Annotated in this window: 13 protein-coding genes; 6 read left to right on the forward strand and 7 right to left on the reverse strand. The window is 71.3% G+C overall.

The annotated features are described in order from the left end of the window. Positions 1 to 27: 27 nt before the first annotated feature. A complete protein-coding gene (locus tag ACM26Y_RS07850; RefSeq protein WP_416063100.1) occupies positions 28 to 564 on the forward strand; it encodes a DUF1360 domain-containing protein in 537 nt (178 codons plus the stop codon). Positions 565 to 682: 118 nt separating this feature from the next. Here ACM26Y_RS07850 and ACM26Y_RS07855 read toward each other — a convergent pair whose 3' ends face one another. After that, a complete protein-coding gene (locus ACM26Y_RS07855) occupies positions 683 to 2,380 on the reverse strand; it encodes a RecQ family ATP-dependent DNA helicase (RefSeq protein ID WP_416063101.1) in 1,698 nt (565 codons plus the stop codon). A gap of 183 nt (positions 2,381 to 2,563) precedes the next feature. Further along, positions 2,564 to 3,409: a ParB N-terminal domain-containing protein gene (locus ACM26Y_RS07860; protein ID WP_003936109.1), complete on the reverse strand. Its 846-nt coding sequence runs from the start codon at positions 3,407 to 3,409 to the stop codon at positions 2,564 to 2,566. 94 nt (positions 3,410 to 3,503) lie between these two features. Here ACM26Y_RS07860 and ACM26Y_RS07865 point away from each other — a divergent pair, with 94 nt between their 5' ends. Then, positions 3,504 to 4,091 (forward strand): suppressor of fused domain protein, encoded by a 588-nt coding sequence (locus tag ACM26Y_RS07865; RefSeq protein WP_289379954.1) that lies wholly within the window; start codon positions 3,504 to 3,506, stop codon positions 4,089 to 4,091. Positions 4,092 to 4,100: 9 nt separating this feature from the next. On the opposite strand, the gene ACM26Y_RS07870 is transcribed toward ACM26Y_RS07865, so the two are convergent. Further along, positions 4,101 to 5,912, reverse strand: coding sequence for a hypothetical protein (locus ACM26Y_RS07870; RefSeq protein WP_416063102.1), 1,812 nt, complete (start codon positions 5,910 to 5,912; stop codon positions 4,101 to 4,103). Further along, the gene (locus ACM26Y_RS07875) at positions 5,903 to 6,970 is read right to left on the reverse strand and encodes a magnesium and cobalt transport protein CorA (protein ID WP_416063103.1); all 1,068 of its coding nucleotides are present in this window, start codon (positions 6,968 to 6,970) and stop codon (positions 5,903 to 5,905) included. The genes ACM26Y_RS07870 and ACM26Y_RS07875 overlap by 10 nt, the downstream gene beginning before the upstream one ends. Positions 6,971 to 7,082: 112 nt before the next feature. On the opposite strand from ACM26Y_RS07875, the gene ACM26Y_RS07880 reads away from it, so the two are divergent. The 4 genes from ACM26Y_RS07880 (at position 7,083) to ACM26Y_RS07895 (ending at position 11,033) form a co-directional block, all read left to right on the forward strand. After that, the gene (locus tag ACM26Y_RS07880) at positions 7,083 to 7,937 is read left to right on the forward strand and encodes a PHP domain-containing protein (RefSeq protein ID WP_371384277.1); all 855 of its coding nucleotides are present in this window, start codon (positions 7,083 to 7,085) and stop codon (positions 7,935 to 7,937) included. Next, positions 7,934 to 8,356, forward strand: a complete 423-nt coding sequence (locus ACM26Y_RS07885; RefSeq protein ID WP_003936114.1) for a hypothetical protein — start codon at positions 7,934 to 7,936, stop codon at positions 8,354 to 8,356. Before ACM26Y_RS07880 ends, ACM26Y_RS07885 begins: the two co-directional genes overlap by 4 nt. 444 nt (positions 8,357 to 8,800) lie before the next feature. Next, the gene (locus ACM26Y_RS07890; protein ID WP_289379965.1) at positions 8,801 to 9,994 is read left to right on the forward strand and encodes an NADP-dependent malic enzyme; all 1,194 of its coding nucleotides are present in this window, start codon (positions 8,801 to 8,803) and stop codon (positions 9,992 to 9,994) included. Positions 9,995 to 10,073: 79 nt separating this feature from the next. Beyond that, a complete protein-coding gene (locus ACM26Y_RS07895) occupies positions 10,074 to 11,033 on the forward strand; it encodes a glycine betaine ABC transporter substrate-binding protein (protein ID WP_371384276.1) in 960 nt (319 codons plus the stop codon). On the opposite strand, the gene ACM26Y_RS07900 is transcribed toward ACM26Y_RS07895, so the two are convergent. The 3 genes from ACM26Y_RS07900 to ACM26Y_RS07910 are packed head-to-tail and all read right to left on the reverse strand — an operon-like array spanning position 10,992 to position 14,327. Then, positions 10,992 to 11,909 carry an alpha/beta hydrolase gene (locus ACM26Y_RS07900; protein WP_416063104.1) on the reverse strand — a complete coding sequence of 306 codons (918 nt, stop codon included), beginning with the start codon at positions 11,907 to 11,909 and terminating at the stop codon, positions 10,992 to 10,994. The genes ACM26Y_RS07895 and ACM26Y_RS07900 overlap by 42 nt on opposite strands. 10 nt (positions 11,910 to 11,919) lie before the next feature. Then, positions 11,920 to 12,747, reverse strand: a complete 828-nt coding sequence (locus tag ACM26Y_RS07905) for an SDR family NAD(P)-dependent oxidoreductase (protein ID WP_289379971.1) — start codon at positions 12,745 to 12,747, stop codon at positions 11,920 to 11,922. Further along, on the reverse strand, positions 12,744 to 14,327 hold the full coding sequence (locus ACM26Y_RS07910; protein ID WP_416063105.1) for a flavin-containing monooxygenase: 1,584 nt from the start codon (positions 14,325 to 14,327) through the stop codon (positions 12,744 to 12,746). Before ACM26Y_RS07910 ends, ACM26Y_RS07905 begins: the two co-directional genes overlap by 4 nt. Between the last annotated feature and the right edge of the window lie 11 nt (positions 14,328 to 14,338).

Here is a 14,338-nt window from a genome sequence, read left to right on the forward strand (position 1 = left end):
GGACCGAGCTACGTGCAGGAGAAGCAGATGAGCAATCAGACCGAGACGTCCGTCGACCTCGTCGACGCCGTCCGCGAACAGAGCCGCGAGTACACCGGCGGGGAGGACATCCCCCTCCGGGGCTACACGAAGGTCCTCGCCGGTTACAGCACGCTGGTCACCGTCGCGGTGATCGCCGCGGTGGTCACCGGGCGCCGACTGCCGGAGCGGCTGAGCGGGCAGGACCTCGTCGTGCTCGCCCTCGGCACGCACAAGCTGTCGCGCACGGTGACGAAGGACGCGGTGACCAGCCCGATTCGCGCACCCTTCACGCGATACAAGGGGCAGGGCGGCCCGGCCGAGGTGACGGAGGAGGTTCGCGGGCCGAACAACAGTCTCCGGCACAGCCTGGGCGAGTTGCTGAGCTGCCCCTTCTGCTTCGACATGTGGGTTGCGACGTTCTTCACCATCGGAATGGTCTTCGCGCCGCGTCCGACCCGGCTCGTCGCCGGGCTGTTCGCCGCCCTGGCCGGCGCAGACTTCCTCCAGTTCGCCTACGCGAAGGCGCAGCAGAGCGTTCAGTGAGGCCGCCGTCCGAGGGCGGGCAGGATCGACGCGCCGGTTCGGAATCCGCCCATGTCACGGCGGGGCGGATTCCGAAGTCGCGGGCGAATCGACCGGGCGCATCCTCACCCGGGATCCGTCAGGCGATGTCCGGCTCCGGTTCGGGCTCCGAGTTCTCGGGGCGCAGCAGATCGTGCTCCTCCACCGCCTCGAGCGACAGCGTGCGGTAGCCGTACTCGTCGAACAGCACGGTGATCCGGTCCGGCTCGGCGCTCATCACCTCGCCGGGGCCCCACTGCGCATGCACCACGCGGGTGTGCAGCGGAATCGGCTCGTGAAGACTGTGTTTCGGCGGCTCCGCCCGGTGCTCGGGGATTCCTTCGCGGCAGCAGTCACAGTGGCCGCACGGATCGGGCAGCGACTCACCGAAGTACCCGAGCAGGAACTGCCTGCGGCAGCCACGGGTTTCGGCGTACCCACGCATCATCTCCACGCGCGAGCGGTCCATCCGTTCACCGACTGCGGCCACCTCGGCCGCGCGGCGGACGGCGATCTCCACCTCGACGGTGCGTGCGGTGAGTCCTTTGCGTCCCGAGGAGACCACCCCCGCGCGTTCGAGCAGGTTGATCGCATTGGTGAGCGTTCGGCCCTTGGTATCCAGTTCGGCGCGAAGGTCTTTCAGTCGCTTCGGTGACTTCGCGCGCGCCAGTGCGGTGAACGCCCGGCCGAGCAGTTCCTCGTCGGGGCGGTGGGTGGTGAAGAACTTCGCGAGCGACAGGTCCTCGGGCCGGTAGAACAGCAACGCCTTCGCCGCGAGCCCGTCGCGGCCGGCGCGGCCGATCTGCTGGTAGTAGCTGTCCACGGAATCCGGCGCGGAGGCGTGTGCGACGAACCGCACGTCGGGCTTGTCGATACCCATGCCGAACGCGGAGGTCGCCACCACCACGTCGAGCTCGTCGTCGAGGAATCCGTGGTGCACCCGCTCGCGCGTGGCCGCCGGCAGGCCGGCGTGGTACGCGGCCGCCCGCAGTCCCCGTTCGGTCAGTTCGGCCGCATAGAACTCGGCGTCCTTGCGGGTCGCGGTGTACACCAGTCCGGGTGTCTCGAGTCCGGCGACGGTCTCGATCACCGCCCGGCGCTTGTCGGCGTCGGTGGTGTACCGCTCGACGGCCAGGTCGATGTTGGGCCGGTCGAAGCCGCTGGCGATGACCACCGGGTCCCGCAGGCGCAGCTCCTCGACGATCTCCTGTCGCACCGGCGGCGACGCGGTGGCCGTGAGCGCCACCACGGGGGGCCGGCCGAGGCGGTCGAGCGCATCGGCCAGGCGCAGGTAGTCGGGCCGGAAGTCGTGACCCCACGCGGACACGCAGTGCGCCTCGTCGACCACCACGAGGGAGACACGCGCGGCGGCGAGGCGGGCGACCACCTCGTCGTTGGCGAGCTGTTCCGGTGCCAGGAAGATGTACTCCACGGTGCGCTCACGGATCGTCTCCCAGGCGGCTGCGGTCTCCGAAACCCGCTGCCGGGAATTGATCGCGACCGCGTCCGGCGCCGAGGTGGCGTCGAGCCCCGCGATCTGATCGTTCTGCAGCGCGATGAGCGGGGAGATCACCAGGGTGGTGCCCTCGATCAGCAGCGCCGGAACCTGGTAGATCGCCGACTTGCCCGATCCGGTGGCCATCACCGCGAGCACGTCCCGGCCCTGCACCAGCGGTTCCATCGCGTCGAGCTGGCCGGGACGCAGCTCCTCCCAGCCGAACACGCGGCGCGCGGCCGCACTCAGCTCGGTCCGGACGTCCCGGGTGGTGTCCGCTGCGTCCTGCACGGTCGCCGTCAAGCGCACTCTCCTGTCGTGGGCCCGGTCCTGCCGACCAGGGTACGGAGCGCGGGGGTTCCCCCGCGCGGACCGGCGCCGGCACGTTGCTCGACCGGCCCGGGCGCCCGCGTGTGCGGCGGACGTCCTCGGTGGCTGCCGGGGGCATACCTCCGGCGCCGCGGGGTCAAACCGGCCGGCTTGCGCTCACCGGGGGGCGCGCCGCTTCAGCCGCTCGACGATCTCCTCGTTCCACACGTGCCGGCGCACGAGCCGGTAACGTTCGCCGGCCAGCCACAGGTAGGCCTCGGCGTCGGTCCGGGTGCGCAGCATCCCCGCCGCCCGCACCATGTCGACCACGGGCACGAACTCCTCGTCGAACCAGCGCTGCGCCACCACGTCGCGGGTGAGGAACTCGCCCTGCTCCTGCATGAGCCGGAAACCCCACGCCTCGATGCACTCGGCCAGCTCGGCGTAGTCCCACGGGTCCCGGACGGTCACCGCGTCACGCCGGTCGCCGGTGAGCGGCACCCGGCTCAGGAACATCCGGTAGTGGTCCTTCCGCATCAGGTCCGAGTGCTGGGTGACCCCCTCGGGCGAGATCCGGGTGACGATCTCGGTCACGTAGGCGTCGATGGTCGCGTCCCCGCGGGCGTAGGCGATGGAGACGCGGTGGTGTCCGTCCACCACGAAGTGCATCGACCCGACCCGGTACACCGTGATCGGCGGCACCGCCTCGCCCCGCCGACGAGCCGTGGCCAGCTTCTCCCACCGTTGCCGCAGCCGGGCCGACGTGGGCCGGAACCGCCGGTCGAAATCCTCGGTGCGGTCCACGCTGCCGACGATCGAGGCCACGTCGATGCTCTGCAGCCCCAGACGCCGTTCCCCGACCCGGCCCAGCGCCCGCACCACGGCGTCGAACGGCAGCACGGTGTTGACGTCCCCGGGTTCGCGGCGCAACCAGGCGATCAGCCGCGCGTACTCGGCGCGCCGGCGCTGCCGGGAGAAGTCGTCGCCGGCATCGGCGCCGGGGAAGCCGGTGTCTCGCACCATGACACGACGGTACCGGCGGACGGGCTCCGGGTTGCCCGGATCGGTGCGGGACGCACCGGCGGCATCGGCCCCGCACCGGGTCTACATTGCAGGGGTGATCGACGCCGTGCTGCCCGCCGTCCGTGCCCATCTCAGCGCCCGCTTCGGGGGCGCCGAGCCGGAGACGGCGTCCGTGACGTTCCTCGGACTCGAACCCATCGAGGTGCTGCGGTTCCGCGTGGAGCAGCCGGACCTGGTGCGGTTCGCGACCCTGGGATGTTCGCGGCATCCGATGGGCGACCCCACCGCGACGGTCGCCGACCCGAACCGGGGGCCGCGCGCCGAACTGATCCTGAGCGTGCGCGGCCTCACCGGCGCTCTGCCGGGGCTGGTCCGCACGCTCGCGACGCTCGCGGCACTGCCTGCGGTGGAGGGTGTCGTCCTCACCGACGACGCCCTGCTCGACCTGGGCGAGCCGTTGTGGGAGGGGGCACCGTTCACCGCGGTGATGCTCGAGCCGAGCGACGTCCCCGAACTGGTCCTGCCCGAGCCCGCCGACCCGGTGCGGTTCTTCGAGGTGATCCCGTTGACGGGCACCGAGGCCGCGTGGAAGCGGCTGCGCGGCGGCGACGCGCTGCGCGAGGCGTGGTCGGAGGCCGGCATCGACGTGCGGGACCCGAACCGCGCCCCAGCCCGCATGTGACGGGCCCGGTCAGCGCGGGACGACGACCCCGATCGGGCCGCCGGCCAGGCAGACATCGAGGTCCGGCGACGCCGAGCGGGCCTGCAGCCCGGTGCCTGCGCCCGGCACCCGTGCGTAGGCCGTGCCCAGTCCCTCGGTGACCGGCACCCGCACCCGCGGGCCGGCGGGAAACCCCACCTCGATCTCGCCGTCGGCGGAGGCGCGGTAGTTCAGCTGCACCGTCCACTCCCCGCCCACGAGCGCCGTGTCGGCGGGCAGCACGGTCGTCGTCGAGTCGGTGAGCAGATGCCCGCAGTCGGGCACCGGGCCGGGCAGCACGTGCCGCACCGGGACGAGTTCCGCCGGCACCAGCCGGCCCCGGTCGTCGAGCACCTGCAGTTCGGTGGTGACGGCGCCGATCTCGGCGCGTCCCGGCAGCGACGAGAACACCCGGCTCAGGAGATTGTGGGGGTGGGTGACCGGCAGGAGCACCCACACCGACACGGGATGGTCGAGGATCGGCACATCGGGGCGTGTGGTGAGTGCGGACTTCGCGGCGGCCAGATAGGCGCCGGTGGGGTTGTCGGACCAGGTGCGGGCGAAGGTCGCCGTGGACCACAGGCAGCTCGCCGTGAAGGCCACCGCGCACCCGGCGGCGACGATCCGTCCCGTGGGTGAGGGCCGGGGGTCGTCGCGTGGGCGGGTGCGCAGGATCAGGGCCGCTCCGATCGCGACGACCACGGCGGTGTCGGTGTGGTAGCGCAGGGTCTGGGCCAGTTCGTACGTCGTGTCCGGGCCGAAGCGGGTGCTGATCATCGCGGCCGTCGAGGCCGCCACGTAGGCGGCCGTTGCCGCCCACACCCAGCCCGTGCGCCGGCTGCGCCGCAGCGACCACACCAGGACGGCGAGCACCGCGGCCCAGGCCACCACGACCAGCCCGGTCGGCGGATCTGCCCACGGCGGGCCCGGATTCCAGCGGTCCCATCGCCAGGGTCCGCCCAGCAGCGCCGGCAGCACCCCGAACGAGACACCGTGGTGCGTCAGCCCCCGGACCATGTCGGCCGTCGGCGCCCCGAACCGGGACTCGACGAGGGACAGGTACGCCGTCGCCCACGCCGCGAGGACCAGCGACGAGCCGAGCCACAGCGGCGCCGCGCGTCTCGCCGCGGTGCGCACCGCCCGGGGGTTGCCGTCGAGCCCGTACATCAGCGCGACGGTCGCGAAGGCCACCGCCGGAACCAGCACCGACTTCTCGAAGAACAGCAGAGCGACGCCGGTGACCGCCGTCCCGCTCAGCGCGTAGCGGAGCCGGCCGGTACGCGCCGCCCGGATCGCGTCGCCGGCCACCCACGCCATACCCGCCTGCAACGGCAGCGAGTTCAGGCCCGCCGCCCACCACGCGAACGCCGGCAGTGTCAGGGGGGTGAACAGGTAGAACAGCAGCGGGCCGAGCAGCGCCGGCCGCGGCCCGAGCAGCAACCACAGCACGCGCAGCACGGCCAGCGACGCCAACGCCTGGCCGGCCACCAGCGTCGCGGCCGCCGGCCACCACTGCAGCGGCGCGAAACTCGTGACCACGTCGGCCACCAGGAACGCACCCGGCATGAGATGACCGTCGTGGTCGTAGCCGAGCAACTCGAACGACAGCAGCGGGTGCAGGCCCGCCCGTCCGGCCAGAATCAGGTCGTCCCAGTAGAACTGCCCACCGAACGCGAGCACTGAGCGCACCGTCAGCTGCAGGACGATCAGGACGAGGGCCGCCGCGAGTACCCACGTCCCGCGAGGGTGCCCTGCGGAAGCGGCCGGCGCCAGGCGCTCCCGCGCCGCGGTGATCAGAGCCATTTGTTGCGGCGGAAGGTGACGAACAGGCCGACGGTGATCACCACGATCGCCCCGACGACCACGAAGTAGCCGTGCTCCCAGTGCAGTTCGGGCATGTTGTCGAAGTTCATCCCGTAGATCCCGGCGATCATGGTGGGCACGGCCGCGATCGCCACCCACGCCGAGATCCGGCGCATGTCGGTGTTCTGCTGCACCGTCACCTTGGCGATCGCGGCATCGACGAGAGTGCTCAACGTCTCGTCGTAGTCCGCGATGCGCTCGGCCACCTTGGTGTGATGATCGGCGACGTCGCGGAAGTAGCGCCGCACCTCCTTGGGTACCGGGTTGCCGGGGCCGCGGGTCAGCTGGCGCAGCGGCGATGCGAGCGGGAGTACCGCCCTCCGCAGCTCGACGATCTCCCGCTTGAGCAGATAGATCTGCTCCACCGCGATGCGGGTGTCGGGCGTGAACACCAGTTCTTCGAGGTCGTCGATGTCCGGCTGCACGGCGTCGACCACGGCGAGGTACGAGTCCACGACATGGTCGGCAACGGCGTGCAGCACCGACGACGGACCGAGCGCGAGGCGTTCCGGGGCGTCCTCGAGCCGATGCCGCACGTCCGCCAGCCCCGAGTGCTCGCCGTGGCGGACGCTGACGACGAAGTCCCGGCCACAGAAGAGCATGATCTCGCCGGTCTCGACGATCTCCTTGGTCGTGGTCACCGATTCGTGTTCGACGTAGTTCACGGTGCGCAGCACGAGGAACGTCACGTCGTCGTAGCGTTCGAGCTTGGGTCGCTGATGCGCGTGCACGGCGTCCTCGACCGTCAGTTCGTGCAGCCCGAACGTGCGGCCCACGCTCGTCATCTGCTGTTCGTCGGGCTCGTGCAGGCCGAGCCACACGAAGCCGGCGCCTCGTCGGCGCACCTCCTCGAGCGCCGCGTCGTGGGCGTAGCGGCCGGGCAGCCGGACCCCGTCGACGTAGACGGCGCAGTCCACCACGGCCCGCTCCGCGGGGACGCGCAGGGTGGACGCCGGGGCACCGGTCCGGCGCGACGGGTGCGAGGGCAGGTTCGACATCGGTTCCCTTCCGCGCAGCACGCTCCGGCCCGTCCGGGCGGTCGCAGCGTCATGCTAACCCGCCCCGGGCCGCCCGCCGGGGCCGCACGACGGGACCTGACACACTGGTGGGGTGCGTATCGACCTGCATGCCCACTCGCTGGCTTCCGACGGGACCGACTCCCCGGCGGGACTCGTCCGTGCCGCGGCCGACGCCGGGCTCGACGCGGTCGCCCTGACCGACCACGACACGACCGCCGGCTGGGACGCGGCGGCCGACGCGCTGCCTGCGGGGCTGCGGCTGATCCGCGGCATGGAGATGTCGTGCACCGGGCGCGGTGAGGACGGACGGCCCGTCGCGGTGCATCTGCTCGCCTACCTGTTCGACCCGCGGAACGAGGCGTTCGCGGTCGAGCGGGAGCGCCTGCGAGGGGAGCGGGTGGCCCGTATCCGGACGATGGCGGAGCGGATGGCCGACGACGGTCTGCCCGTCGATCCCGAACGGATCGTCACCGCCGCCGGCCCGGTGGCGGGGCGGCCGCACCTGGCGCGCGCCCTGGTGGAGGCGGGGGTCGTGCCGAGCATCGAGGCCGCGTTCGCGGACCTGCTGTCGTCGCGGGGCCGCTACTACGTCACCAAGGCGGACACTCCGCTCTCGGAAGCCGTGCGCATGGTCGCCGACGCCGGCGGTGTCACCGTCGTCGCGCATGCCCGTGCTCGATCCCGCGGCCGGTTGCTCGCACTCGACCACATCGAGGAACTCGCGGAACTGGGTCTCGGTGGCCTCGAGGCGGACCATCCGGACCACGATCCTGCCGACGCGCAGCTCATGCGAGACCTGGCGGCGAAGCTCGATCTGTTCGTCACGGGGTCGTCCGACTACCACGGCGGCAACAAGGCCGTCCCGCTCGGCCGGTACACGACGGACCCCGAGGCGTTCGAGGCGCTGACGGCGCGGGCCACCGGGATCGAGGTGCTCGAGGGATGAGCACCTGGGGCCGCCCGGCGCGCCGCGACGACCGCGCCGCCGGACACGACGACTACTACGACGATCCCGCCTACCGCTCCGGCCGCGACCCCTACGAGACACCCCCGGCGACAGCGTCCCGCGGTGGGACGCCGAGACGGGACGGGTTCGTCGTGCGGGGATTGCGGGCGCTGTCGGGGGTGGTGTGCGGCGCGGTGATCGTCCTGACGGTGGTGGTCTGGGTGGCGCAGTACCTCGGGGACAAGCGGGACTTCCCGGGACCGGGCTCGGCGTCGCTGTCCGCGCACGTCGTCGCGGCGATCGTCGTGACGGCCGCGCAGCTGTTCGCGGACCGTCGGCACGGTCTCGCCGCCGCCGCGGCCGCGGGTGTGGTCTATCTCACGGGTGCGGTCCTGATGTTCACCCAGTGGTGGGGCTGACGTTCGGACCCCGTCCGTTACCGGTTGGTAACCGGTCGAGATCTCGGGCTTTTGCCTCGGAACGACCCCGATCCTCGGGTCGACATTGCGGCTCGGCTGTCCAAACTCACAGGTGAGCGGCGAAAATCGTGAGACATTCGCAAGAAATACCGATTTGATTGTTGGCTTGTGAAGGTGGCAAACTTTTCCCCAATCCGGCGTCGGTGCCACCGCCCCGAAGCCGGACGAAGATGGCAGACCCTGTAGAGGGCTCGTCGCCAGGGCTCACCCGCCTCGGCGCCATCACGCTCCGGAAGTCGTACAGCGTTGTACAGCGGTAACCGTGATCGCGCCCGGAAGCTTCACCGAAATGTCCTTGGCGAAGCACTGCGCCTGAAGTCTGTCGCGCAGCTACTTCGCAGTAACCGGAACCCGAGTGGTTCCGGCTCGAGCAGGAGTGTCATCGTGTCAATCGTGTCTGATGCACCTACCCCCCAGAAGGTCGAGTTGACCGACGAGGAGATCTTCGGCAGCCACGTCGACGGCAAGCTGTCCGTCGAGCTCACGGCACCGCTGGAGACGCAGCGGGACCTGTCGATCGCCTACACCCCCGGCGTCGCGCAGGTCTCCCGCGCGATCGCGGCCGACGAGACGCTCGCCGACCGCTACACCTGGACCAACCGCCTGGTCGTGGTCGTCTCCGACGGCTCGGCCGTCCTCGGCCTCGGTGACATCGGCCCGCGCGCGTCGCTGCCGGTGATGGAGGGCAAGTCCGCGCTGTTCAAGAAGTTCGCCGGCCTGAACTCGATCCCGCTGGTCCTCGACACCAAGGACCCCGACGAGATCGTCGAGACGCTGATCCGGCTGCGGCCGAGCTTCGGTGCGGTCAACCTCGAGGACATCTCCGCCCCGCGCTGCTTCGAGATCGAGAAGCGCGTGATCGAGGCGCTGGACTGCCCGGTCATGCACGACGACCAGCACGGCACCGCGATCGTCGCGCTCGCCGCGCTCAAGGGCGCGGCCAAGGTGCAGGGCCGGGAGCTGAGCGGCCTGCGCATCGTCATCTCCGGTGCCGGTGCCGCCGGCGTCGCGGTGGCCAACATCCTGCTCGCCGCCGGTGCGGCGGATGTGACCGTGCTGGACTCGAAGGGCATCGTCTCGGCCGATCGCACCGACCTGAACGAGGTCAAGATCGATCTGGCCGCGCGGACCAACCCCGCCGGCCGGCACGGTGGGCTGATCGAGGCCCTGAGCGGCGCGGACGTGTTCATCGGCGTCTCGGCCGGCACGGTGCCCGAGGAGATCGTGGCGGAGATGGCCGAGGGCGCGATCGTGTTCGCGCTGTCGAACCCGGACCCGGAGATCCACCCGACGATCGCCGCCAAGCACGCCGCGATCGTGGCGACCGGGCGCAGCGACTTCCCGAACCAGATCAACAACGTGCTGGCCTTCCCCGGTGTGTTCAAGGGCGCGCTCGATGCCGGTGCCCGGCGCATCACCGAGGGCATGAAGCTCGCCGCCGCCGAGGCCATCCTCTCGGTCGTCGGTGACGAGTTGGCCGTGGACAAGATCGTCCCGAGCCCTCTCGATCCGCGGGTGGCGCCCGCCGTCGCCGAGGCCGTCGCGGCCGCGGCACGGGCCGAGGGCGTCACCGACTGACGCGATCGACCGCACGCCCCGTCCGGAGCCCGCACCCAGGTTCCGGCCGGGGCGTTCGGCGTTCCGGGGATGCGCGAGGATGGGCAACGTGTGGAACGTGAGGAGCCGGGGACGGCGCGGCGGGGGATTCGGACGGACGGTGGCCGGGCTGACGGTCGCCGTCGCGGTGCTGACCGGGTGCGGCCCGTCGGTTCTCGACGAGTCGGCGGACACCGCCACGGTGGTCGTCGGAGCCGGGGACGGCGTGGCGAGCGAGCTGCTGGCCCGCATCTACGCCGGTGCCCTGGCCGGGAGCGGAACCCGTACCGAACTGCGGACCGGGCTCGGTGATCGTGCCGGGTACCTGGCGGCGCTGGACGCGGCCGAGGTGACCCTCGTGCCGGACTACACCGGCCGGTTGCTGAGGTACTTCGCTCCGGCTGCCCCGGACACGGACGCCGAGGACGTGTTCGAGGCCCTGGCCCGTTCCCTGCCCGAGGACCTGGCGATCACGGATTATGCTGCCGCCCAGGATCGTTCGATGCTGGTCGTGTCCGACGCCACGGCGGAACGGCTCGGCACCACCGAGCTGACCGGAATCCTCGGCCGGTGCGGCGAGCTGACCGTGACGGTGACCGCCGGGTTCGAGACGAACGACGGCCTGGGGGACATGGCCGAAAGAGGTTGCGTCCCAGGTCGCGTCGAAGAAGGCGACGGCGATGTGGCGCTGCGCGCGGTCACGCAGGAGGGGAGCGCGGCCGCGCTGACCACCACCTCGGTCGTCGCGCGCGACGCACCAGGAGTCGCGCTCGAGGACGCACCGGACCGCGCGCCCGGAACCGGGCCGGAGGACGGAACCGTCACGGAGCCACCGGTGTTCACTGCCCAGAACGTCGTCCCCGTATTCCGCAAACACGCGCTGGGGGAACGTCAGCTCGAAGCCCTGAGCCTCGTCGCGGGGGAGCTCACCACCGCCGACCTGGCCGAGATGCTCGGCCGGATCGACGGCGGCGAGGACTCAGCGGCCGTCGCGCAGGCGTGGCTCACCGAGCACGTGTGAACGCAGGTAGCCGCCGAGCTGCGCCACTGCGTCGGCGGCCTCGCCCACCAGCGCGGCCTGCAGATGGGCCACGTGCCACAGGTCGCGCTGCTCGGTGACCGTCACCTCCACCCCCGCGTCGCGGAGCTCGCGGGCGAACTCGCTGACCTGCGGGTACAGCATCTCGCCGGTGCCGACGTGGATCAGCGTCGGCGGCAGCCCGTTCAGGTCCCCCCGCAGGGGCGCGTAGCCGGGGTCGGCGGCGTCGTGGCCGCCGAGATACGCGCGGGCCGAGGCCGAGATCCAGGCGGCGTTGAGGACCGTGTCCCGGTCGAACGGGAAGTCGCGCGAGCCGGGGTCGGCCCAGGGGGCGACGAGGCCCAGGGCGGCGGGCCGGACCCCGTGCCGGTCGATCAGCCGTCGCGCCGTCGCGACCGCCAGCCCGCCCCCGGCCGAATCCCCGGCGATCGGGGCGGTTCCCGGGGTCACGCCGTGCTCGGTCACCAGCTCGAGGTACGCACCGACCGCGTCGTCCAGGGCGGCGGGGTAGGGGTGCTCGGGAGCCAGCCGGTAGTTGAGCACGTAGACCGCCGAACCCGAGGCCGCGGCCAGGTGCGCGGCCAGGGACCGGTGCGTGGCGGGTGAACCCACCGTGTACGCGCCGCCGTGCAGGTACAGCACCGCGGTGGGACGTTCGGTGGCGCCGACGGTGACGCGCTCGGCCGGCCTCCCCGCGAGTGTGACCTGCCGGACCACCGTGCCCTCGGGCAGGGTCTGGATCGGCGCGACCAGCTCGAGCAGCCGTCGCTGGACGGAGTACGGCAGCCGGGCGTTGAGAGCGAGCCGGTACGCCGGACGCAACGCGGCCCGCACGACGGGCAGGGGGAGCTGTGGCATGACCGCGACCCTAGCCCCTGGGCACGAAGCGGCCACTGACGAATGCGACGACACGCTGGTAGGACGGACCCACCGCGCGCACCCAGGCGTCCAGGAACTTCGCGTCGGCGCCCACGAGTATCCGGGGCCGGCCCTTGCGCACCCCCTCGACGATGGTGCGGGCCGCGTCCTCCGGGCTGGTGCGTGCCAGCTTGCGGTCGAAGAACTGGGCGAAGGACTCCTGGTCGTCGCCGTCCGGGACGGCTGCATTGCGGGCGATCGCGGTCTTGATGCCGCCGGGGTGGACGCAGCTGACCTTGACGGGGTGCCCGGCGATCAGCATCTCCTGGCGCAGGGACTCGGTGAAGCCGCGGACGGCGAACTTCGCGGAGTTGTAGGCGCTCTGACCGGGGATGGACAGCAACCCGAACAGGCTCGAGACGTTGACGACGTGGCCGTCGCCGGACGCGACGACGTGGGGCAGGAACGCCTTGGTGCCGTTGACCACGCCCCAGAAGTCGACGTCCATGATTCGCTCGATGTCCTTGAACTCCGAGCGCTCGAACTCCCCGTGGTAGGCGATGCCGGCGTTGTTGTAGATCTGGTTGACCTGGCCGAAGTGGGCGGCGACGGCCTCGGCGTAGTCGAGCACCGCCTCGCGCTGCGTGACGTCGAGGTGGTCGGCCTTGACCTCGGCGCCGAGGTCACGGGCCCGGCGCGCGGTTTCCTCCAGCCCGACGGTGTCGACGTCGGACAGGGCCAGCCGGGCGCCGCGCCGGGCGAGCTCGAGCGCCAGAGCGCGGCCGATGCCCGATCCGGCACCGGTGATGACGGCTACCTTTCCTGCGAACTCGCTCACTGTGCTGCCACCTTCCGGGCGTCGGTCTCTTCGGTGTCGCGAACGGCCGACGGCGTCGGCGCCGGGACCGGGGGGAGGTCTGCCGCAGCGACGCTGCGGTAGGCATCCAGATCGAAATGCTTGGTGATGCGGCGGAACTCGAATGTGAAGCTCGGCCACAGGGTGGTGTTGTTGCCGTGCTTGTCGAGGTACCAGCTCGCGCAGCCGCCGTTGTTCCACACGCTGCGCTTCAGGGCGGCCTGCAGGTTGCGGTTGTAGTCGTCCTGCACCTCGGGACGCACCTCGACGGTGCCGATCCGATGGCGGTCGATGGTCTCGATCGCGTCCACGACGTAGTTGAGCTGGGATTCGATCATGTACACCATCGAGGTGTGGCCCAGGCCGGTGTTCGGTCCCACGAGGAAGAACAGGTTGGGGAAGCCGGCGACGGCGGCACCCTTGTATCCCTGCATCCCGGTGGCGTCGAAGACGTCGGCGAGGCTGCGGCCGTCCTTGCCGAAGACGCCGGCGAAGGTGGGCGAGTCGGTGACGTGGAAGCCGGTCGCGACGACGATGGCGTCGACCTGCCGGGTGGTGCCGTCGCGGGTGACGATGCCGTCCGCCGTGACCTCCGCGATGCCGTCGGTGACCAGGTCGACGTTCGGCCGGGCCAGCGCGGGGTAGTAGTTGTTCGAGATGAGCATGCGCTTGCAGCCGATCTGGAAGTCCGGGGTGACCTTGCGGCGCAGTTCCGGATCGGCGATCTGGCGGCGGATGTGCGTGCGGGCGGCGAGCTCGAGCGGCTTCATGAACGCCGGTGCCTTGGCGAGACCGACGACCTGTGTCTCGCGGGTGAGGTACTGCAGGGCGCGGGACAGGCGCTGGAATCCGGGCACGTGGCGGAACGCGAGCCGCTCGACGGGCGTGTACTCGCGGTCGGCGCGCGGCAGCACCCACGGTGCGGTGCGCTGGTAGACGTCGAGGTGGGCGACCTTGCCGGCAATCGCGGGCACGATCTGGATCGAGGACGCGCCGGTGCCGATCACGGCGACGCGCTTGCCGCTCAGGTCCGCGTCGTGGTTCCACCGGGCGGAGTGGAAGATCTCGCCCCGGAACCGGTCGATGCCCTCGATGTCGGGCAGCGCCGGTTCGCACAGCGCGCCGACGGCGGAGACGACGATCCGGGCATCGAACGCGCCCTTGGTGGTCCGCACGTCCCAGCGGTGGGTGGTGTCGTTCCAGCGGACGGTCTGCACGTCGCAGCCGAAGACGGTGCGGCGGCGCACGTCGTACTTGTCGGCGATCGAAGCGATGTAGGCCTGGATCTCGGGCTGGGGGGAGAAGGACCGCGTCCAGCCCGGGTTCAGGGCGAACGAGTAGGAGTACAGATTGGACGGAACGTCGCACGCCGCGCCCGGGTACGTGTTGTCGCGCCAGGTGCCGCCGACCTCCGATCCGCGTTCGAGGACCACGAAATCCTTGCCGGCCTGCGTCAGCCGGACGGCGGCGCCGAGTCCGGCGAACCCGCTGCCGATGATCAGCGTGTCGACCTGACGCGGGTGCGCATCGGTGGCGATGGTGTCTGTAACCGGAAGACTCATGTAAATGAGCG

This window comes from Rhodococcus indonesiensis (assembly GCF_047782815.1).
GTDB lineage: Bacteria > Actinomycetota > Actinomycetes > Mycobacteriales > Mycobacteriaceae > Rhodococcus > Rhodococcus indonesiensis.